This is a genomic window from Rubrivivax soli, from assembly GCF_049810355.1.
In the GTDB taxonomy this organism is placed as follows: domain Bacteria; phylum Pseudomonadota; class Gammaproteobacteria; order Burkholderiales; family Burkholderiaceae_C; genus Rubrivivax.
Map to the genome: position 1 here is coordinate 762617 of NZ_CP187368.1, position 19541 is coordinate 782157.

General features: G+C 73.0%; 14 protein-coding genes. 8 read left to right on the forward strand and 6 right to left on the reverse strand.

Features of this window, described 5'->3' with window-relative positions; all coding sequences use genetic code 11:
• Positions 1 to 67 precede the first annotated feature (67 nt).
• From ACPOLB_RS03310 to ACPOLB_RS03320, 3 genes are all read left to right on the forward strand, one after another.
• A complete protein-coding gene (locus tag ACPOLB_RS03310) occupies positions 68 to 2860 on the forward strand; it encodes a zinc-dependent metalloprotease (protein ID WP_425259874.1) in 2793 nt (930 codons plus the stop codon).
• A gap of 68 nt (positions 2861 to 2928) precedes the next feature.
• Positions 2929 to 4035 carry a sensor histidine kinase gene (locus ACPOLB_RS03315; protein ID WP_425259875.1) on the forward strand — a complete coding sequence of 369 codons (1107 nt, stop codon included), beginning with the start codon at positions 2929 to 2931 and terminating at the stop codon, positions 4033 to 4035.
• A gap of 58 nt (positions 4036 to 4093) precedes the next feature.
• On the forward strand, positions 4094 to 4897 hold the full coding sequence (locus ACPOLB_RS03320) for a LytR/AlgR family response regulator transcription factor (RefSeq protein WP_425259876.1): 804 nt from the start codon (positions 4094 to 4096) through the stop codon (positions 4895 to 4897).
• On the opposite strand, the gene ACPOLB_RS03325 is transcribed toward ACPOLB_RS03320, so the two are convergent.
• A complete protein-coding gene (locus ACPOLB_RS03325) occupies positions 4884 to 5591 on the reverse strand; it encodes an ABC transporter ATP-binding protein (protein WP_425259877.1) in 708 nt (235 codons plus the stop codon). The genes ACPOLB_RS03320 and ACPOLB_RS03325 overlap by 14 nt on opposite strands.
• On the opposite strand from ACPOLB_RS03325, the gene ACPOLB_RS03330 reads away from it, so the two are divergent.
• Positions 5578 to 6240 carry an arylesterase gene (locus ACPOLB_RS03330; RefSeq protein WP_425259878.1) on the forward strand — a complete coding sequence of 221 codons (663 nt, stop codon included), beginning with the start codon at positions 5578 to 5580 and terminating at the stop codon, positions 6238 to 6240. The two genes, ACPOLB_RS03325 and ACPOLB_RS03330, sit on opposite strands and share 14 nt — an antisense overlap.
• A gap of 70 nt (positions 6241 to 6310) precedes the next feature.
• Here the strand turns inward: ACPOLB_RS03330 and ACPOLB_RS03335 are convergent, their stop codons facing one another.
• The gene (locus ACPOLB_RS03335) at positions 6311 to 8227 is read right to left on the reverse strand and encodes a DUF6600 domain-containing protein (protein ID WP_425259879.1); all 1917 of its coding nucleotides are present in this window, start codon (positions 8225 to 8227) and stop codon (positions 6311 to 6313) included.
• Positions 8228 to 8298: 71 nt separating this feature from the next.
• Entirely contained in the window at positions 8299 to 8835 is a 537-nt protein-coding gene (gene def, locus ACPOLB_RS03340) for a peptide deformylase (RefSeq protein WP_425259880.1), read from the reverse strand.
• Positions 8836 to 8985: 150 nt separating this feature from the next.
• Here def and ACPOLB_RS03345 point away from each other — a divergent pair, with 150 nt between their 5' ends.
• On the forward strand, positions 8986 to 10557 hold the full coding sequence (locus ACPOLB_RS03345; protein WP_425259881.1) for an FGGY-family carbohydrate kinase: 1572 nt from the start codon (positions 8986 to 8988) through the stop codon (positions 10555 to 10557).
• On the opposite strand, the gene ligA is transcribed toward ACPOLB_RS03345, so the two are convergent.
• Positions 10545 to 12623 carry an NAD-dependent DNA ligase LigA gene (ligA, locus tag ACPOLB_RS03350; protein WP_425259882.1) on the reverse strand — a complete coding sequence of 693 codons (2079 nt, stop codon included), beginning with the start codon at positions 12621 to 12623 and terminating at the stop codon, positions 10545 to 10547. The two genes, ACPOLB_RS03345 and ligA, sit on opposite strands and share 13 nt — an antisense overlap.
• Before the next feature lie 32 nt (positions 12624 to 12655).
• On the opposite strand from ligA, the gene gorA reads away from it, so the two are divergent.
• Positions 12656 to 14032: a glutathione-disulfide reductase gene (gene gorA / locus ACPOLB_RS03355; protein ID WP_425259883.1), complete on the forward strand. Its 1377-nt coding sequence runs from the start codon at positions 12656 to 12658 to the stop codon at positions 14030 to 14032.
• Here the strand turns inward: gorA and ACPOLB_RS03360 are convergent.
• Together ACPOLB_RS03360 and smc are read right to left on the reverse strand one after the other, a co-directional pair.
• Positions 14025 to 15056: a cell division protein FtsZ gene (locus tag ACPOLB_RS03360; protein WP_425259885.1), complete on the reverse strand. Its 1032-nt coding sequence runs from the start codon at positions 15054 to 15056 to the stop codon at positions 14025 to 14027. The genes gorA and ACPOLB_RS03360 overlap by 8 nt on opposite strands.
• Complete coding sequence (smc, locus tag ACPOLB_RS03365; protein ID WP_425259886.1) at positions 15053 to 18568, reverse strand: chromosome segregation protein SMC; 3516 nt, start codon at positions 18566 to 18568, stop codon at positions 15053 to 15055. Before smc ends, ACPOLB_RS03360 begins: the two co-directional genes overlap by 4 nt.
• A 105-nt stretch (positions 18569 to 18673) precedes the next feature.
• Between smc and queF the strand changes: the two genes are divergently transcribed.
• Together queF and ACPOLB_RS03375 are read left to right on the forward strand one after the other, a co-directional pair.
• Positions 18674 to 19111: a preQ(1) synthase gene (queF, locus tag ACPOLB_RS03370; RefSeq protein WP_425259887.1), complete on the forward strand. Its 438-nt coding sequence runs from the start codon at positions 18674 to 18676 to the stop codon at positions 19109 to 19111.
• A 4-nt stretch (positions 19112 to 19115) separates the two neighbouring features.
• Positions 19116 to 19532, forward strand: coding sequence for an SET domain-containing protein (locus ACPOLB_RS03375; protein WP_425259888.1), 417 nt, complete (start codon positions 19116 to 19118; stop codon positions 19530 to 19532).
• The last annotated feature ends 9 nt before the right edge of the window (positions 19533 to 19541 follow it).

Sequence of the window (19541 nt, forward strand, 5' to 3'; positions counted from 1 at the left end):
ACGGCCTGGCGGGCCCGGGCCGGCAGGGGTCGGGGCTTTGACCCACAATGGGTCGGAGCCTTCCGCCATGCACAGCCCCCGCCCTGCCCTGCCGCCCCTGCTGCTGAGCGCCGCCTTGCTGGCGGCCTGCGCCGCGCCTGCGGGCACGGCCCCCGCGCCGACCGCGCCGGCCGCACCACGCGCAGCGGGTGCGCCCGTGGCGGCGGGTGCGGCGGCGTCGGCCCCCGTTGCCGGCCCGGCGCGTCCGGTCCTGGCCGCTCTGCCCACCCCGGGCACGCCGCCGCCCTTTGCCACCGTGGTGAAGGACGCGCGCCGCATCGAAGGCCCGCTGGTGCTCTGGCAGAAGGACGAGAAGGTCTGGATCGAGCTGCCACCGCACCAGTTCGGGCAGCCCTTCCTGCTCTCGCCCAAGATCAAGAGCGGCATCGGCGAAGCCGGCGTGCTGGGCGGGTTGATGGCGCTGCCGGTCTCGGGCGCAGGCGGCGCGCAGGTGGTGGAGTTCGTGCGCGTGCACAACCAGGTGCGGCTGCAGTCGCGCAACCTCGACGTGCTGGCGCGCGCGGGCACGCCCGAGGCGCTTGCCGTGGCCACCTCGTACACGCACAGCCTGCTCGGCAGCGCACCGGTGGCCAGCGCGCCGCATCCGCAGCACCAGGCCGTGCTGATCGAGGCCAACGGCATCTTCCAGTCCGACCTGATGGGCGTGGGCATGGTGCTGCAGCGCGCCTTCCGCCAGGGCTACGGCCTGGACGGCCGCCACAGCGGCATCACCGCGGTGCGTGCCTCGCCCGCCGGCACGGTGATCGAGACCCAGAGCCACTTCTACACCGGCAGCCTGGGCACCGGCGGCATCGCGCCCCCGGGTGCGCCGCCCGGCCTGCCGCAGCCGCAGCTGCCGCGCTACCTGCCCGACAGCCGCAGCATGCTGGTGGGGCTGCACTACTCGCTGTCGCCGCTGCCGGCCGTGCCCATGGCCACGCGCCGCGCCGATCCGCGGCTGGGCCTGTTCAGCACCACGGTGCTCGACTTCACCAGCGACACCGGCAGCTCGCCGCGCCAGCGCCACATCCACCGCTGGCGGCTCGAGAAGAAGGAGCCGAACGAGGCGCTGTCGCCGCCGGTGCAGCCCATCACGTTCTGGATCGACCGCAACGTCCCGCTGGCCTACCGCGACACCGTGCGCAGCGCGATCCTCGAGTGGAACAAGGCCTTCGAGCGCATCGGCTTCCTGGATGCCATCGTCGTGCGCCAGCAGCCCGACGACGCCCCGTTCGACACGCTGGACACCGGCTACGCATCGGTGCGCTGGATGCTCAGCGCCGAACCCGGCTTCAGCGCCATCGGCCCCAGCCACGTCGACCCGCGCAGCGGCGAGATCCTCGACGCCGACATCGCGATCGAAGGCGCGACGACGCGGCTGCGGCGGCTGGAACGGGCGCAGGTGCTGGGGCACCAGGCGCGTGCCGACGGCGCTGCGGCGGCGGGGGCACGTGCGGACCCCTTCGCCGCCCCGCTGCTGCCCGAAGGACTGAAGCAGGGCCTGCCGGCCCACGCCCTGTGCGCCCACGGCGACCTGGCCGCCGAACAGCTGGCCTACGCGCTCGACCTGCTGGCCGCACGCGACGAGCTCGACCCCGCCGGCCCCGAGGCCGAGCAGTTCGTGCTGGACTACATCAAGGACACCGTGATGCACGAGACCGGGCACGCGCTCGGCCTGCGCCACAACTTCCGCGCCTCGCGCATCTACACCGACGCGCAGCTGTCCGACCCCGCCTTCACGCGCGCCAACGGCACCACGGGCTCGGTGATGGAATACAACGCCATCAACCTGGCGCGCCCGGGGCAGCCCGCGGTCGCGCCGTTCCAGCTGACGCTCGGGCCCTACGACCATTGGGCCATCGAGTACGCCTACAAGCCCATCGCCGCGGCCGACGAGGCGGCCGAACTGCAGCGCATCGCGGCGCGCAGCAGCGAGCCGCAGCTGGCCTTCGGCACCGACGAGGACAGCCTGTTCGCGCTGGATCCCGAGACGCTGCAGTTCGACCTGGGCGACGACCCGCTGGCCTTCGCCGCGAAGCGGCTGGACATCGCACGCGACCTGTTCCGGCGCCAGGAGAGCCGCCGCCTGCCGCCCGACCGCGACTACGCGGTGCTGCGGCGCTCGCTGACCTACGCGCTGGGCGACGTGACGCGCGCGCTGACGGTGCTGGCGCGGCAGATCGGCGGCGTGCGCACGCTGCGCGACTACCCCGGCAGCGGGCGCGACCCGCTGCAGCCGGTGGACCCCGCCGTGCAGCGGCAGGCGCTGGCGCTGATGGTCGACAGCGTGCTGGGGGCCGACGGCCTGACGCTGTCGCCGGCGCTGCAGCGCCGCCTGGCGCCCGACTTCCTGGAACGCGCCGAGGCCGGCTCGCCGACCGACTTCGCGCTGCCGCAGCGCCTGCTGGACCTGCAGCGCGCCGTGCTCGGGCACCTGATGAGCGACGGGGTGGCCGCGCGCGTGCTGGACAGCGCCGAGAAGTTCGACCGCCCCGAGCAGGCACTGCAACTGGCCGAGGTGCACGCGCAGCTGCAGCGCGCGGTGTGGGCGGGGCTCGACGGCACGGCCGCGATCGCCCCGGCGCGGCGCGAGCTGCAGCGCGAGCACGTGAACCGGCTGGCCGCCGCGCTGCTGCGCCCCAGCGGCCGCGCCGACGGCCGCGGCCTCGTGCGCGAGCAGGCCCAGGCGCTGCTGGCGCGGCTGGACCGCGCCGGCCGCCGCGCAGCGCCGCGCGACGCCGCCACGCGCAGCCATCTGCGCGACAGCGCCGACTCGCTGCGGCAGGCGCTGGGCGCACGCGTGCCGCGGCTGGCGGTGTAGCGGCCGGCCTGCCTGCCGCCGTCCAACCCCGCCAGACCGTGCTCCGTCGCGTGGCAGGGGCCGGGCGCTTGGAACTGCCCGCTGCCGCGGCTATCGTGCCGGGCATGGACTCCTCGGGCACCCTCACCACCCACCACCCCGCCAGCGGCTGGCAGCGCTTCTCGGCCGCGCTGCGCGGCCCGGCGGTGGCGACCTGCGTCGCGCTCGCGGTGGCGGCAGCGCTGCTGCTCAACCCGATCTTCCAGCCCGCCTTCACCGTGGTGCTGGGACGCACGCTGTTCGTCGGCCTGGTGCTGCTGCTGGCCTTCGCAGCGGCACGGGCCTGGCCGCCGCGCTGGTTGCCGACCTGGCTGTCGCCGGTGCTGGCGGTGGCGCTGGCCGCACCGCTGGCCACCTTCGTCGTCTACCTGCACTCCACCGGCGGCGACCTGCGGGCGGTGTTCCTGCCCAACCGCGTGCTGGGCTTCCTGTGGATCGCCGGCAGCGCCCTGTTCATCGGCCTGCTGCTCGCCCTGGGCGCGCTGCTGCGCGAACGCGAGGCCCAGGCGCGCGCACAGGCGCTGTCGTTCGCGCTCGAGCGCAGCCGCCTGGAGAAACAGGCGCTCGACGCGCAGCTGTCGCTGCTGCAGGCGCAGATCGAGCCGCACTTCCTGTTCAACACGCTGGCCAACGTGCAGGCGCTGGTGGAGAGCAATTCGCCCCGAGCCGCCGATGTGCTGAAGAGCCTGATCGCCTACCTGCGCGCCGCCATGCCGCGCCTGCACGAAGCCACGCCGACGCTGGGCAACGAGGTCGCGCTGGTGCGCGCCTACCTCGAGCTGATGCAGATGCGCATGCCCGACCGGCTGCAGTTCGCGGTGGACGTCGACCCCGCGCTGCAGCAGCGGCGTTTCCCGCCGATGGCGCTGCTGACGCTGGTGGAGAACGCCGTGCGCCACGGCATCGACCCGGCCGAAGACGGCGGCCGCATCGCCGTGGGGGCCCGTGCCGAGGCCGGCGGCCTGCGGCTGTGGGTGGCCGACACGGGCGTCGGGCTCGACCCGCACGCGCAGCCCGGCACCGGGCTGGCCAACCTGCGCGCCCGGCTGCAGGGCTTCTTCGGCCCAGGCGTCACGCTGCAGCTGCACGAGCAGGCCCCGCACGGCCTGCGCGCCGAGATCGTGGTGCCGGCATGAGCGCGCCGGGCCGTTCCCAAGCGCTCATTCCGGAGCGCGCAGCGCGAAGGGTGGTCCAGTGAGCGTCGTGCGCACGGCCCTCATCGCCGACGACGAACCGCTGCTGCGCGAGCGGCTGCAGCAGCACCTGGCACAGCTGTGGCCGGCACTGCAGGTGGTGGCGCAGGCGCGCAACGGCCGCGAGGCGATCGAGCAGTTCGACGCCCTGGAGCCCGACATCGTGTTCCTGGACGTCCACATGCCCGGCCTGAACGGCATCGACGCGGCGCGCGCGATCGCGCGGCGCGCCCACATCGTCTTCGTCACCGCCTACGAGCAGTACGCGGTGCAGGCCTTCGAGCACGGCGCGCTCGACTACCTCGTCAAGCCCTTCGACGAGGCGCGGCTGGCCGAGACCGTGCGGCGCCTGCAGGACCGCAGCGCGGTGCCGGCGGCGACAGCCTCGTTGGCGCCATCGGCGGCGACTTCAGGCACCGACATCGGCACGGTGCTCGACCGCCTGGCCGAGGAACTGCGCAGCCGCACGCCACCGCGCAGCACGCTGCAGTGGATCAAGGCCTCGGTGGGCAACAGCGTGCGGCTGATCCCGGTGCACGAGGTGGCCTACCTGCGCAGCGACGAGAAGTACACGCTGGTGGCCTGGGCCGGCGGCGACGCGCTGATCCGCAAGACCATCCGCGAGCTCGCCGATGAACTCGACCCCGAGGTCTTCGTGCAGGTCCACCGCTCGGTGATCGTGAACCTGCACCACGTGGCGCAGGTGGTGCGCGGGCTCAACGAGACCGCCGACGTGCACCTGCGCGGCCGCAGCGAGGTGCTGCCGGTCAGCCGCAGCTACCTGCACCTGTTCAGGCAGATGTAGCCGCGGCGGCGGGCGCGTCGGCGGGCTGCACCAGGCGTCCGGCCTCGATGCGCAGCTGGCGGTCGCAGCGTGCCGCGATGCCGTTGTCGTGCGTCACCAGCACCAGCGTCGTGCCGGCTTCGCGGTTCAGCTCGAACATCAGCGCCATCACCGTTTCGCCGGTGGCGAAGTCGAGGCTGCCGGTGGGCTCGTCGGCCAGCAGCACCGCGGGCCGCACGACGAAGGCACGCGCCAGCGCCACGCGCTGCTGCTCGCCGCCCGACAGCACCTTCGGGTAGTGGCCCAGCCGTTCGCCCAGACCCACGCGGCGCAGCATCTCGGTGGCGGCGGCACGGGCGTCGTTGCGGCCCATCAGCTCCAGCGGCAGCATCACGTTCTCCAGCGCCGTCAGGTTGGCCAGCAGCTGGAAGCTCTGGAACACGAAGCCGACCTTCTGCGCGCGCAGCGCGGCGCGCGCGTCCTCGTCCAGCGTGAACAGCTCGGTGCCGGCGAGCCGCACGCTGCCGCTGCTGGGCGTGTCGAGCCCGGCCAGGATCGACAGCAGCGTGCTCTTGCCCGAGCCCGAGGCGCCGACGATGGCCACGGTCTCCCTGGGCATCAGGGCGAAATCGATCTCGTGGAGAATGGTCAGCGACCCGGTGGAATCGGCCACCTGCTTGGTGATGCGTGAAACGGTGATGATGGGTTCAGACATGCGGGTCGCTTGCCGCCGAAGGGCGTTCGTGGCGCACTGTAGCGTGCTGCTGGCCACGGCCGCCGGCTTGCCCGCAAAGGCCCAGCCGGCGCGGCGCAAACTGCTGGTGGTGGGCGACAGCCTCTCGGCCGAGTACGGCCTGCCGCGCGGCACGGGCTGGGTGGCGCTGCTGCAGGCGCGCATCGCGCAGCAGAAGCTGCCGTGGGACGTGGTCAACGCCAGCATCAGCGGCGACACGACCTCGGGCGGGCGGTCACGCGTGCCGGCGCTGCTGGCGCAGCACAAGCCGGCGCTGGTGGTGATCGAGCTCGGCGGCAACGACGCGCTGCGCGGTCTGCCGCTGGCGATGACGCAGGCCAACCTGACCGCGATGGCGCGCGACGCCAAGGCCGCGGGCGCGCGCGTGGTGGTGGTCGGCATGGCCGTGCCGCCGAACTACGGCCGCCAGTACGGCGACGACTTCTTCAAGCTCTTCGCCACCGTGGCCAAGGCCGAAGGCGCGGCGCTCGTGCCCTTCCTGCTGCACGGCGTGGCCGACGTACCGCAGGCCGAGACCCTGTTCCAGCCCGACGGCATCCACCCCAAGGCCGAGGCCCACCCGCGCATGCTGGCCAACGTGTGGCCGGTGCTGCAACCGCTGCTGCGCTGAAGCCGCGCAGCCGGCGCTGCGCTGTGCTGAACGGGCCGCCGGTGCGGCCCGCACGCCACGAAGCAGCCGCCTAGCGTTCGCGCTGTTCGCGCTGGTTGCCGCCGCGGTTCTCGCGCGGCGGCTCGCGGTCCGCGTCGCGCGGGGCCGGTCGCTGGACCTCGCGCGGCACCTCGCGTTGCACCTCGCGCGGCGCCGGGCGCTGCACTTCGCGCGGCGCTTCGCGGGTCACCTCGCGCGGGGCTTCGCGCTGCACCGGCACACGCTCCGGCAGCGCCGGCCGCTGCACCGGCGCGGGCGCGGCAGAGGGTGCGGGAGCCACTCCGGCGGGGCGCTCGCGCTGCGGCACCGGCTGCACGGGCTGCAGCGGGCGGCGCTCGTCCGGGCGCGTGCCTTGCCTGTTGTCCTGGCGGATCTCCTGGCGGTTCTCTTGGCGGTTGTCCTGGCGGGTGTCCTGACGGGTTTCCTGGCGGCCTTCCTGCCGGCCTTCCTGCCGGTTCTCCTGCCGGATGTCCTGGCGGGTCTCCTGCCGGATCTCCTGCCGACCGTCCTGCCGCTGCTGTTGGCGCTCGACCTGCCGTTCCGAACGCAGCGGCGCCACTGGCTGCACCACGCGGCGCGGCGGCGCGGGGCGGCCGTCGTCCGACGTCACCGGCCGGCGCGGCGCGGGCTGCGCGCCGCCGGGGCCTTCGGGTGCGGCAATCGTCGTCACCGGTGCCCGCTGCGGCAGGCTGCCGCGCACGTCGATGGCCACGCGCGACACCGGCTCGCGGCGCGCCAGCGCGTCGCGCGGCACCACGGTCACGCCGTTGGGCACGCCCTGGTTGCCGTACATGATGGGCTCGCGCGGCACCGGGATCTGCCAGCCGCTGCCGGGCGGGCGGTGGTTCACGCGTTCGGCGTAGCGCGGCGAGTAGCGGTACCAGGGCACGTACACCTCGCGCGGCGCGAGCGGCACCCAGCCCACCGACGGACCGCCGATGTTGATCGAGATGCCGACGCCGGGCGCGCCGATCCAGGCCACCAGCGCCGGGGCGTACACCGGCCGGCGCACGTAGGTGCCCGGATACCAGGCCCAGCGGTTGCCCCAGAAGACCCAGCGGCCGTAGTGGAAGGGCGCGAAGCCCCAGGGCGCATCGTCGACCCAGGTCCAGCCCCAGGGGCGGATCCAGGCCCAGCGGCCATAGCGGTACGGCGCCCAGTCGGCCTGCACGGCGACCGGCACCCACACGGTGCCGTACTCGGGGTGGCGTTCCCAGCGGCCGTGGCGGTCCAGTTCCTCGGCGCCGGTCATCTCGGGCGAGACGTAGCGGTTGGAGGCGCTGCGCTCGTCGCGCCGGTCCTCGCGCGCCACCCAGTCGCCGAACTCGTCGTCGGGCAGCGTCGTCCACTCGCGCCGCAGGCGGGCGCTGTTCTCGTCGCGCCGCCCTTCCCGCCACAGCTCGGCGCGCCGGCCCTGGGCGATGGTGAAGTCGCCGCTGTCGTCGTCCACGCGCAGCTCGCCGCGCCAGGCGCCGGCGTAGGTGGTGTCGTCGATGCGGTCGATGCGGTAGTGGCCGCTGCGCATCGGCAGCAGGCGGGCCTCGTCGGTGAGGATCACCGTCTCGGTGGCCACTTCGCGGTCGCGGATGCGCACCGCCAGCTGCCCGCTGTGCAGTTGCAGCGTGACACGTTCGTCGTCAACGCGCGCCAGCTCGAGTTCGCTGCCCGGGCCCAGGCGCAGCGTGGTCGAGCCGATGCGCAGCTCGGCGCGCGCATCGCCGTCGGTCGACAGGCGGTCGCCGGTGGTCAGCGGGCGGTTGCGGGACGCCTCGGTCCACTGGCCTTGTTCACCGTCGTAATAGCTGACGCTGCCCTGCAGGTCGGCCAGCCGGCCGACACGGCCCGGCGGGTCGTCTTCGGCCCAGGCGGCCAGCGGCAGCAGGGCCGCGGTGGACAGCGCCAGCAGCGGGGCTGCGCAGCGGCGGAGGAGTGAGTTCAGGCACCACATGGTCGGTCAACGCTCCTGCAGAGGCTGGGGCTGACGGCGGTGCGTGTAAAGCACTGTTTCCGTCAGGTGCTTCAGTCGTCGGACGCGGGGTCCAGGTCGGGAAACAGCACGCTGGTGTAGCCCAGGCGTGTCAGGTCGGTCATGCGCGTGGGGTACAGGCGGCCGATGAGATGGTCGCACTCGTGCTGCACCACGCGGGCGTGGAAACCTTCCGCCTCGCGGTCGATGGGCCGGCCCTGCGCGTCGAAGCCGGTGTAGCGGATCCGGTTGTGGCGCGGCACCACGCCGCGCAGGCCCGGCACCGACAGGCAGCCCTCCCAGCCGTCGGCGATCTCGTCGGTGAGCGGCGTGATGACGGGGTTGATCAGCACCGTCATCGGCACCGGTGGCGCGTCGGGGTAGCGCTCGTTCTTCTGGAAGCCGAAGATCACCAGTTGCAGGTCGACACCGATCTGCGGTGCCGCCAGACCGGCACCGTTGGCGGCGGCCATGGTGTCGAACATGTCGGCGATCAGCGCGTGCAGCTCGGGCGTGTCGAAGGCGGTGACGGACGGCGCCACGCGCAGCAGGCGCGGGTCGCCCATCTTCAGGATTTCGCGGACGGTCATCGTGCGTGGACGGTGGAGGTGGATGGAAGGAGGCGCCTTGCTGGCACAGAGAAAGCACCGAGAGGTGCCGGCCGCGGGCCACGGTAGAACCGGACGGTGATCGACGCAACCCGCTCGCCTCCCGCTGCCGATTATGGAACGGCCCGTGCGATGACCCCGGGCACCGACCCCGACCTGCTGCTGGCCATCGACGCCGGCACGCAGAGCGTGCGTGCGCTGGTGTTCGACCGCCACGGCCACCTGCTGGCACGTGCCGCCGTGCCGCTGGATCCCCCCTTCACCGCGCCAGAGCCCGGCTGGGCCGAGCAGGCGCCGCTGGCCTACTGGCAGGCGCTGGCACAGGCCTGCCAGGCATTGTGGCGGCAGCACGGCGTCGCGCCCCGGCGCATCGCTGCGCTGGCGCTCACCGCGCAGCGCGGCACCGTGGTCTGCGCCGCCGAGGACGGCACGCCGCTGCGCCCGGCCATCGTCTGGCCCGACCAGCGCCTGTGCAGCGCGCCGCCGCGGCTGGGGCCGCTGTGGTCCACGCTGTTCGCGCTGGCCGGTGCGCGCACGCTGCTGCACAACCTGCAGCGCCAGGCCGAGGCCAACTGGCTGGCCCAGCACGAACGCGCGCTGTGGCTGCGCACCGCGCGCTACACGCTGCTGTCGGGCTGGCTCACGCACCGGCTGGTGGGCGACTGGGTCGACTCGGCGGCGGGCCAGGTCGGCTACCTGCCGTTCGACTACCGCCGCCAGCGCTGGGCCGGGCGCTTCAGCTGGCGCTGGCGCGCGCTGGCAGTGCGGCCCTCGCAGCTGCCGCGCCTGGTGCCGCCGGGCACGCGGGTGGGCGGGCTCACGGCCGCGGCCGCCGCGGCGCTGGGCCTGCCGGCGGCGCTGCCGGTGGTGGCGGCTGCGGCCGACAAGGCCTGCGAGGTGCTGGGCTGCGGGCTGCTGGCGCCGGGCACGGCGCACCTGTCGTTCGGCACCACGGCCACCATCAACACCACGCAGCCGCACTACGTGGAAGTGCAGCGGCTGCTGCCGGCCTACCCGGCGGCGCTGCCGGGCGCCTTCAACACCGAAGTCCACGTCGCCCGCGGCTTCTGGCTCGTCAGCTGGTTCAAGAACGAGTTCGCGCACGAGGAGCGCCGCCTGGCCGCCGAGCGCGGCGTGCCGGCCGAGTCGCTGTTCGAGGACCTGCTGGCCGCCACGCCCCCGGGCGCGATGGGCCTGACGCTGCTGCCCACCTGGAGCCCCGGCCTGCGCGATCCCGGCCCCGAGGCCAAGGGCGCCGTCATCGGCTTCGGCGACGTGCACACACGCGCCCACCTGTACCGGGCGCTGATCGAAGGGCTGGTGTGCGCGCTGCGCGCCGGCGGCGCTCGCATCGAGCGCCGGCTCGGGCAGCGCATCACGCGGCTGGTGGTGTCGGGCGGCGGCGCGCAGAGCGACGGCGCGCTGCAGATCGCCGCCGACGTGTTCAACCTGCCGGCCGAGCGCCCGGCCGTGGCCGAGGCCTCGGGGCTGGGCGCGGCGATGCTGGCAGCCGCCGCGATGGGCTGGCATGCCGACGTGCCCGCGGCGGTGCGGGCGATGGCACGCAGCGGCAGCCGCTGCACGCCCGACCCGGCGCACGCCGCGCTGTACGACGCGCTGTTCCAGCAGGTGCACCGGCCGCTGTACGGCCGGCTGCAGCCACTGTTCCGGCGGCTGCGCAGGATCACGGGCTACCCGGCCTGAGCGGCGCCCGCGCCTGTGTCCTGTCCCGCGCCGTCACCGCGCAGCAGCGCCCGCAGGCCGTCCTCGTCGAGCACCGGAACGCCCAGTTCGCGCGCCTTGTCGAGCTTGCTGCCGGCCTCCGCGCCGGCGATCACGTAGCTCGTCTTCTTCGACACCGAACCGGCCACCTTGCCGCCGGCGGCTTCGACCAGCGCCTTCGCGTCCTCGCGGGCCAGCGTGGGCAGCGTGCCGGTGAGCACCAGGGTCTTGCCGACCAGCGGCTGCGGGCCCAGCGCAGCCACGCTGCCGTCATGTTCGGGCCAGGTGATGCCGGCGGCCCGCAACTGCTCGACGACCTCGCGGTTGTGCGCCTGGTCGAAGAAGGTGCGCAGGCTGTGCGCCACCACCGGGCCGACGTCGTTCACCTGCAGCAGCTGCTCGACGCTGGCGTCCATGATGCGGTCGAGCGCGCCGAAGTGCTTCGCCAGGTCCTTGGCGGTCGTCTCGCCGACGTGGCGGATGCCCAGCGCGTACAGGAAGCGGGCCAGCGTCGTCTGCTTGCTCTGCTGCAGGGCTGCCACCAGGTTGACGGCGCTCTTCTCGCCCATGCGCTCCAGCGCCGCCAGCTTGGCCACGCCCAGCGTGTACAGCTCGGGCAGCGTGCGGATGAGCCCCCCGTCGACGAGCTGGTCGACGATCTTGTCGCCCAGCCCTTCCACGTCCATCGCGCGGCGGCCGGCGAAGTGCAGCAGCGCCTGCTTGCGCTGCGCGCCGCAGAACAGGCCGCCGCTGCAGCGGTGGTCGATGCCGCCCTTCTCGCGCAGCACCGTGCTGCCGCACACCGGGCAGGCGCGCGGCATGCGGAAGTTGGGCACGTAGGCCGGCCGGGTGCCGGGCACGCGGCCCACCACTTCGGGGATCACGTCGCCGGCGCGGCGCACGATGACCTGGTCGCCCACGCGCACCCCCTTGCGCCGCAGCTCGAACACGTTGTGCAGCGTCGCGTTGCTCACCGTCGTGCCGCCCACGAACACCGGCTCCAGCTTGGCCACCGGCGTCAGCTTGCCGGTGCGGCCGACCTGGATGTCGATGCCGCGCAGCGTGGTGGTCTGCTCCTGGGCCGGGTACTTGTGCGCCACCGCCCAGCGCGGCTCGCGCGTGACGAAACCCAGCTGCTGCTGCAGCGCCACGCTGTCGACCTTGTAGACCACGCCGTCGATGTCGAAGGGCAGCACGTCGCGCCGCGCGCCCATGGCTTGGTGGAAGGCCACCAGCCCGGCCGCGCCCAGCGCCACCGTGCGGTCTGCGCACACCGGCAGACCCAATGCCGCCAGCGCGTCCAGCGTGGCGCTGTGCGTGGCCGGCTGCGGCCAGCCCTGCAGTTCGCCCAGCCCGTAGGCGAAGAACGACAGCGGCCGCTGCGCGGTGATGGCCGGATCGAGCTGGCGCACGGCGCCGGCCGCGGTGTTGCGCGGATTGATGTAGGTCTTCTCGCCCTTGGCGCGCTGGGCGTCGTTCAGGTGCTCGAAGTCGTCGCGGCGCATGTAGACCTCGCCGCGCACTTCCAGCACCGGGGGCGCCGTGCCGTGCAGCCGCAGCGGGATCTGTCCGATGGTGCGGATGTTCTGCGTGACGTCTTCGCCGGTCTCGCCGTCGCCGCGCGTGGCCGCCAGCACCAGCACGCCGTGCTCGTAGCGCAGGTTGATCGCCAGGCCGTCGAACTTCAGCTCGGCGGCGTAGGCCACCGCAGGCGCGTCGTCGGGCAGCGCCAGCTCGCGGCGCACACGGGCGTCGAAGGCTTCGGCACCGGCCGCGGTGGTGTCGGTCTCGGTGCGGATGCTCAGCATCGGCACGGCATGCCGCACCGGCGTGAAGCCGTCGAGCACGCGCCCGCCCACGCGCTGGGTCGGCGAATCGGGTGTCAGCAAGCCGGGGTGCGCGGCTTCCAGTGCCTGCAGCTCCTGGAACAGCCGGTCGTAGTCGGCGTCGGGGATCTCCGGCGCGTCGAGCACGTAGTAGCGGTGGGCGTGGTGGTGCAGCTGCCTGCGCAGTTCGGCGGCGCGCAGCGCTTCGGGTTCGGGCGACATGCACGACATTCTCCGACAGGCGACACTGCGGCATGACGCATGAATTCGATCTCATCACCCTGGGCGCCGGCAGCGGCGGCGTGGCGGCTTCGCGCCGCGCGGCACTGCACGGCGCGAAAGTGGCCATCGTCGAGGGCCGCCGCGTCGGTGGCACCTGCGTGCTGCGCGGCTGCGTGCCGAAGAAGCTGCTGATGTATGCGGCCCAGCACGGCGACGCGTTCGCCGAGGCCCGCGGCTACGGCTGGACCGTGGGCGAGACCGCCTTCGACATGGCGCGCTGGCAGGCGTCCAAGAGCGCCGAGACGGCGAGGCTGGAGGGCATCTACCGGCAGATGCTGGCCGGCGCCGGCGTCACGCTGGTCGAGGGCTGGGCGCGCATCGCCGGCCCGCACACGGTGGTGGTGGGCGACCGCACGCTGACCGCGCGACACATCCTGGTGGCCACCGGCGCGGCGCCCGTCACCGACAGCATCCCCGGCATCGAACACTGCGCCACCAGCGACGATCTGCTCGACCTGGCCGCGCTGCCGGATCGCGCGGCCATCGTCGGCGGCGGCTACATCGCGGTGGAGTTCGCGGCCATGCTGGCGCGGCTGGGCGTGCAGGTGGCGCTGCACTACCGCGACCGCCTGCCGCTGCGCGGCTTCGACGAGATGCTGCGCACCGCCTGCGCGGCCGCGCTGCAGGCGGCAGGCGTGCAGCTGCACCCGGGCGCGGCGCCGCGGCGCATCGAGCGCAGCGGCACGAGCCTGCTGCTGGAGCTGGGCGACGAACGCATCGTCGCGTTTCCCTGGGTGCTGAACGCCACCGGCCGCCGGCCCAACACCGCCGGCCTGGGCCTGGCGCTGGACGCACGCGGCGCGGTGCAGGTCGACGCCGGGCTGCAGACCTCGGTGCCCGGCGTGTGGGCCATCGGCGACGTGACCGACCGCAAGAACCTCACGCCGGTGGCGATCGCCGAAGGCCGGGCGCTGGCCGACACGCTGTTCGGCAGCACCCCGCGCACGGTGGACCTCTCACGCGTGGCCAGCGCCGTGTTCACGCTGCCGCCGATGGCCAGCGTCGGCCCGAGCGAAGACGAGGCCGTGCGCGCCGGCCACACGGTGCAGGTGTTCGAGACCGAGTTCCGCCCGATGCGGCAGGCTTTCGTCGGCGGCCAGGAGCGCACGCGCATGAAGCTGCTGGTGGACGCGCACGACGACCGCGTGCTGGCCGTGCACATGGTGGGCACGGACGCGCCCGAGATCGTGCAGAGCCTGGCCGTGGCGCTGACGGCGGGGGCCACCAAGGCGCACTTCGACCGCACGATCGCCGTGCACCCCACCGCAGCGGAAGAGTTCGTGCTGATGCGCGAACCGGTGCGCACGGTGGCGCCGCCCGCGGCGACGCCGGCGGCGCGTCTCAGCTGAACAGCCGACGCGCCGCGGCCGAGCCCGCGGCCAGGTCCAGCGCTTCGAGCTGGCGGTACAGCTGGCCCAGGTCGCGACCGATGGCATCGAAGGCGTGCAGCGTCACCGGCTGGCCGGCGTCGTCCACCGGCGTCGCGTCCATGTCGTCGCACAGCGCGCGTGCGCTCTGGTGCCACAGCGGGAAGGGTTCGGCCGACTCGGGCGTCTGCGGAACGTCGAGCGTCAGCGTGCAGCTGCGCACCACGGCCTGCTGGGCGTCTTCGGCCAGCGCCGCCTGGGCGTCGAAGGCCAGCACCAGCACCGGCGGCGCGCCGTCGTCGGCGCCCGGCAGCACCAGCCGGCCCGGCACCGCGCCCGGCACGAAGCCGTGGCGGCCCGCCGCCTGCTGCAGGTAGCCCACGCTCCAGGCCACGGCGTTCGAGCGCAGCGTCACGGTGAGCTGGGCGTCGAGCGGGCTGGTCAGGCCGTCGAGCTCGCGCGCACGGGCGACCACGTCGAGCATGTCGGGGAAGTCGGGCATGGCGCCGACGATCTCGGCGAAGCCCTGCACCTTCTGCACGAACTCGGAGTACTCGATCTGGTTCAGCGCGCCGCTGCGCCCGGCCAGCTGCACGCCGGCCTGCAGCTCGCCGTAGCGGCGCCCCGGTGCGGGCGGCTCCCAGTTGCCGAGCTCGGTGTCGAGCCCTTCGATGTAGAACGGCTTGCTGCCGGCACGGCGCGTGGCGGGCAGGTGGCCGAGGATGAATTCGCCGGTCACGGGCGACTCCAGCGCCAGCGGGGCGATGGCGTCGATCAGCGCGTCGAGCCGCGGCACGCGCTTGGGCGCGGGCGGGCGCAGCTCGGGCTGCGTGTCCTGCGCTTCCTGGTGGTCGAGCGCGGGCTCCACCCGGTCGTGGGCCTCGGGCGCCGGCAGTGCCAGCACCGGGCGCCGCGGCCCGGCGCGCCGGGCCGCCAGCAGGCCCTGCACGGCCACCGCCAGCAGCACCAGGCCGCCGACGATCCACAGCGCCGTGGTCAGGGTCATGCCGCCTCGGCGAAGCTGACCGCCTGCTCCATGTCGACGGCGACGATGCGCGACACGCCCTGCTCCTGCATGGTCACGCCGATCAGCTGCTCGGCCATCTCCATCGCGATCTTGTTGTGGCTGATGAACAGGAACTGCGTGCCCGCGCTCATCTCGGTGACGAGGTTGCGGTAGCGCTCGGTGTTGGCGTCGTCCAGCGGCGCGTCGACCTCGTCGAGCAGGCAGAACGGCGCCGGGTTGAGCTGGAAGATCGCGAACACCAGCGCGATGGCGGTCAGCGCCTTCTCGCCACCGCTGAGCAGGTGGATGGTGCTGTTCTTCTTGCCCGGCGGCTGGGCCATCACCTGCACGCCAGCGTCCAGCACTTCCTCGCCCGTCATCACCAGCTTCGCATTGCCGCCGCCGAACAGGCTGGGGAACATGCGGCCGAACCCTTCGTTGACCTGGTTGAAGGTGTTCATCAGCAGCTCGCGCGTCTCCAGGTCGATCTTGTGGATCGCGTCTTCCAGCGTCGTGATGGCCTCGGTCAGGTCGGCCATCTGCGCGTCGAGGAAGGTCTTGCGCTCGCGCGAGGCGGTCAGCTCGTCCAGCGCCGCCAGGTTCACCGCGCCCAGCGCGTTGATGTCCCTCTGGATGCGGTCGATCTCGGTCTGCAGGCCCCAGAGCTTGACGTTGCCGTCTTCGATGGTCCTGGTCAGCGCTTCCAGGTCGACCGCAGCGGCGGTGAGCTGCTCGATGTACTGCGCGCCGCCGAGCTGGGCCGCCTGCAGCTCCAGCTGCAGCTTGCCGATCTTCTCGCGCAGCGGCTCCACGCTGTGCTCGAAGCTCAGGCGCTGCTCGTCGGCGCGGCGCAACTGCGCGCTGAGGTCGTCGTACTCGCTGCGCGCGGCGGCCAGCTGCTGCTCGCGTGCGAGCTTCAGCGCCAGCGCTTCCTGCAGCCCGGCCTGCGCCGCGGCGTCGTTGAAGCTGCCGAGTTCCAGCTCCAGCTGCTGACCGGCCTGCTCGTTGGCTGCGATCTGCGCCGCGGCGGTCTCGATGCTGCGCGAGAGCTCGTCGCGCCGCGCCGCCAGCGCACGCGCCTGGAAGCGCGCTTCCTGCGCCTGGCGCTCCAGCGCGCGCTGCTGTTCGCGCGCGTCGGCCAGGCGGCGGTCGGCGGCGATCACCGCGTCATCGAGCTCGGCATGTTTTTCCTGCGCGTTGGCCAGCTCCATGTCCAGCTCCTCGAAGCGCGCCTCGCCGGTGGCGCGGCGCTCTTCCAGCGCTTCGAGCTGCGCGTCGACCTCGGCCAGCTCCTCGGCCAGCTGCTCGCGGCGCTGCGTGGCGGCGTCGGCCTGCTGCGTCAGGCGCAGCAGTTCCACGTGCAGCGCATGCGCGCGGTTCTGCGCCTCGCCGGCTTCGCGGCGCGCCGTCAGCAGGCGCTGCGAGGCGTCGGTGTAAGACGCCTCCAACCGCACCGAGGCCGACTTCGTGTCGTCGGCGATCAGCGCCTGCGCGCGCTGCTGCCGGCTCAGGTTCTCGATCTCCTGCGCGCGCGCCAGCATGCCGGCCTGCTCGGAATCGGGCGCGTAGAAGCTGACGGCGTGCTGGCTCACGGCATGGCCGTCGCGGGTCATGATGACCTCGCCGTGCGTCAGCTGGCTGCGCTGCGCCAGCGCGTCATCGAGGCTGGCGGCGGTGTAGACGCCCTCGAGCCAGTCGTTGAGCAAGGCCTTCAGGCCTGCATCGCCCAGGCGCAGCAGCTCGCTCAGCCGCGGCAGCGTCTGGTGCGTGTTGGCGATGGCCCCGTTCGGCAGCGCGTAGAAGGCCAGCTTGGCGGGCGGGGCGTCGTTGGCGAAGGCGCGCACGGTGTCCAGGCGGCCGACGGCGAGTGCGTTCAGGCGCTCGCGCAGCGCGGCTTCCAGCGCGGTCTCCCAGCCGGGTTCGATGTGCACCTGGGTCCACAGGCCGCTCAGGCCGCCCAGGCCGTGCCGTTCCAGCCAGGGCTTGAGCTTGCCTTCGGTCTGCACCTTCTCCTGCAGCGCACGCAGTGCTTCCAGCCGGGCACCGATGTCCGACAGCCGTGCCGATTCGCGGTTGACGCCGTCCTGCGCGGCGCGGCGCTGTTCGTCCAGCGCCGGCACCTGCTCGCTCAGCTCGGCCAGGCGGGCGTCCGCCATGTCGCGGGCCTCGTTGGCCGCGGCTTCCTGGGCCTTCAGCGTCGCGATCTTCGCCACGTCGGGCGCCTGCAGCTGGCTGCGTTCGCCGGCCAGGCGTTCGCGCCGGCTCTTCAGCTGCCGCGCCTGCTCGTCGATGTTGCGGCTGTCGGCGGCCAGCACCTGGATCTGCTGCTGCACCTGCGCCACCGCGCCGCGCTGCTGGTTGGCCGTGCCCTGCGCGCTGCGCACCGCGTCTTCCAGCGCCGGCAGCTGCAGGCCCTGTTCCTCGGCCTGCGCCACCAGCATTTCGGCCTGCTCGTCGGCACCGACGATCTGGCCGGCGATGTCTTCCAGCTCGGCCGCGGCAGCCTGCTGGCGCTCGGCCCAGCCGGCGTTCTGCGCCTGCAGTTCGGCCAGGCGCTGCTGCGCGCGCTGGCGGCCTTCGACGACGTAGCGGATGCGCTCTTCGAGCCGGCTCACTTCCAGCGCGGCCTGCGCCAGCGCGCCCTGCTTGTCGTGCAGCGCGTCGCTGGCGGCGTAGTGCGCCTGGCGCACCTGCTCCAGCTGCGCCTCGATGTGGCGCAGCTCGGCCAGCCGCGATTCCAGCGCGTTGGTGGCTTCCAGCACCGCGGCCTGCACGCGCGCTTCCTCGCTGTGCGCGTCGCGCGCCTTCAGGAACCACAGCTGGTGCAGCTTCAGCGTGCCGTCGTCCTGCAGCTGGCGGTAGCGGGCCGCCACCTCGGCCTGCTTCTCCAGCTTGTCGAGGTTGCTGTTCAGTTCACGCAGGATGTCTTCGACACGCGTCAGGTTCTCGCGCGTGTCCTTGAGCCGGTGTTCGGTTTCGCGCCGGCGTTCCTTGTACTTGCTGACACCGGCGGCTTCCTCGAGGAACAGGCGCAGCTCTTCGGGCCGGCTCTCGATGATGCGGCTGATGGTGCCCTGGCCGATGATGGCGTAGGCACGCGGGCCGAGGCCCGTGCCCAGGAACACGTCCTGCACGTCGCGGCGCCGCACCGGCTGGTTGTTGATGAAGTAGCTGCTGGTGCCGTCACGCGTGAGCACGCGCTTGACGGCGATCTCGGTGAACTGGTTCCACTGGCCGCCGGCACGCGCCAGCGTGTTGTCGAACACCAGCTCCACGCTGGCGCGGCTGGCGGGCTTGCGCTGGCCGCTGCCGTTGAAGATCACGTCCTGCATGGACTCGCCGCGCAGCTCGCTGGCCTTGCTTTCCCCCAGCACCCAGCGCACCGCGTCCATGATGTTGCTCTTGCCGCAGCCGTTGGGGCCGACGACGCCGACACGCTGGCCGGGCAACTGGAAGGTGGTGGGCTCGGCGAAGGACTTGAACCCGGCGAGCTTGATCTGGTTGAGTCTCATCGGACTGCACGCAAGTGCTTGATCTACATACGAAAACGCGCTCCGACCCCGAGCGCGACAGGGCGCGGATGATACCATCGCGACCCCTCGAAAACCCCTGTCGCCATGCCCCGCACCACCCCCCGCCAGCGCCCTGCCCCCGCTGTACCGCCCAGCGCACCGAGCAAGGAGTTGCAGGTGTTTCCGAACCCGGCGCCCGAGCGCGACTACGTGATCCGCTTCGACGTGCCCGAGTTCACCTGCCTGTGCCCGCTGACCGGCCAGCCCGACTTCGCGCACTTCACGATCGAGATCGTCGCCGACAAGACGTGTGTCGAGACGAAGAGCCTGAAGCAGTACTTCTGGAGCTACCGCAACGAAGGTGCGTTCCACGAGAAGGTGACGAACACCATCCTCAGCGACCTGGTGCAGGCGATCCGGCCGCGCTTCGTGCGCATCCACGCCGACTGGTACGTGCGCGGTGGCATCCGCACCTACGTGACGGCCGAGCACCGCAAGAAGGGCTGGACGCCGGCACCCAAGGTGGAGCTGCCCGGCGCATGACACGGTGACCAGGCCCAGCTACCAGAAGTACGACGTCGAGGTGCGGCCCAGCACCATCGACGGCCACGGCGTGTTCGCGCTGGAGCCGATTGTTTCCAAGCGCAAGATCGGCGAGATCCGTGGCGAGAGCATCACGGTCGACGAAGCGCGCATCCGCGCCACGCGCAGCGAACGCATCATGATCGTCGAGCTGTCGCCGCGGAAGGCCATCGACTTCAGCCGTTCGGCCGACCCGATGCGCTACACCAACCACAGCTGCCAGCCGAACGCCCAGCTGGTCATCGCCAACGGCCGTGTCGAGTTCTTCTCGCTGCGCGCCATCGCCGCCGGCGACGAGATCACGGTGGACTACGGCGAGACGCACCACGCCGGGCAGCTGCCTTGCCGCTGCGGCGCGGCGGGGTGCCGCGGGGCGCTGTAGGCGCGGCCC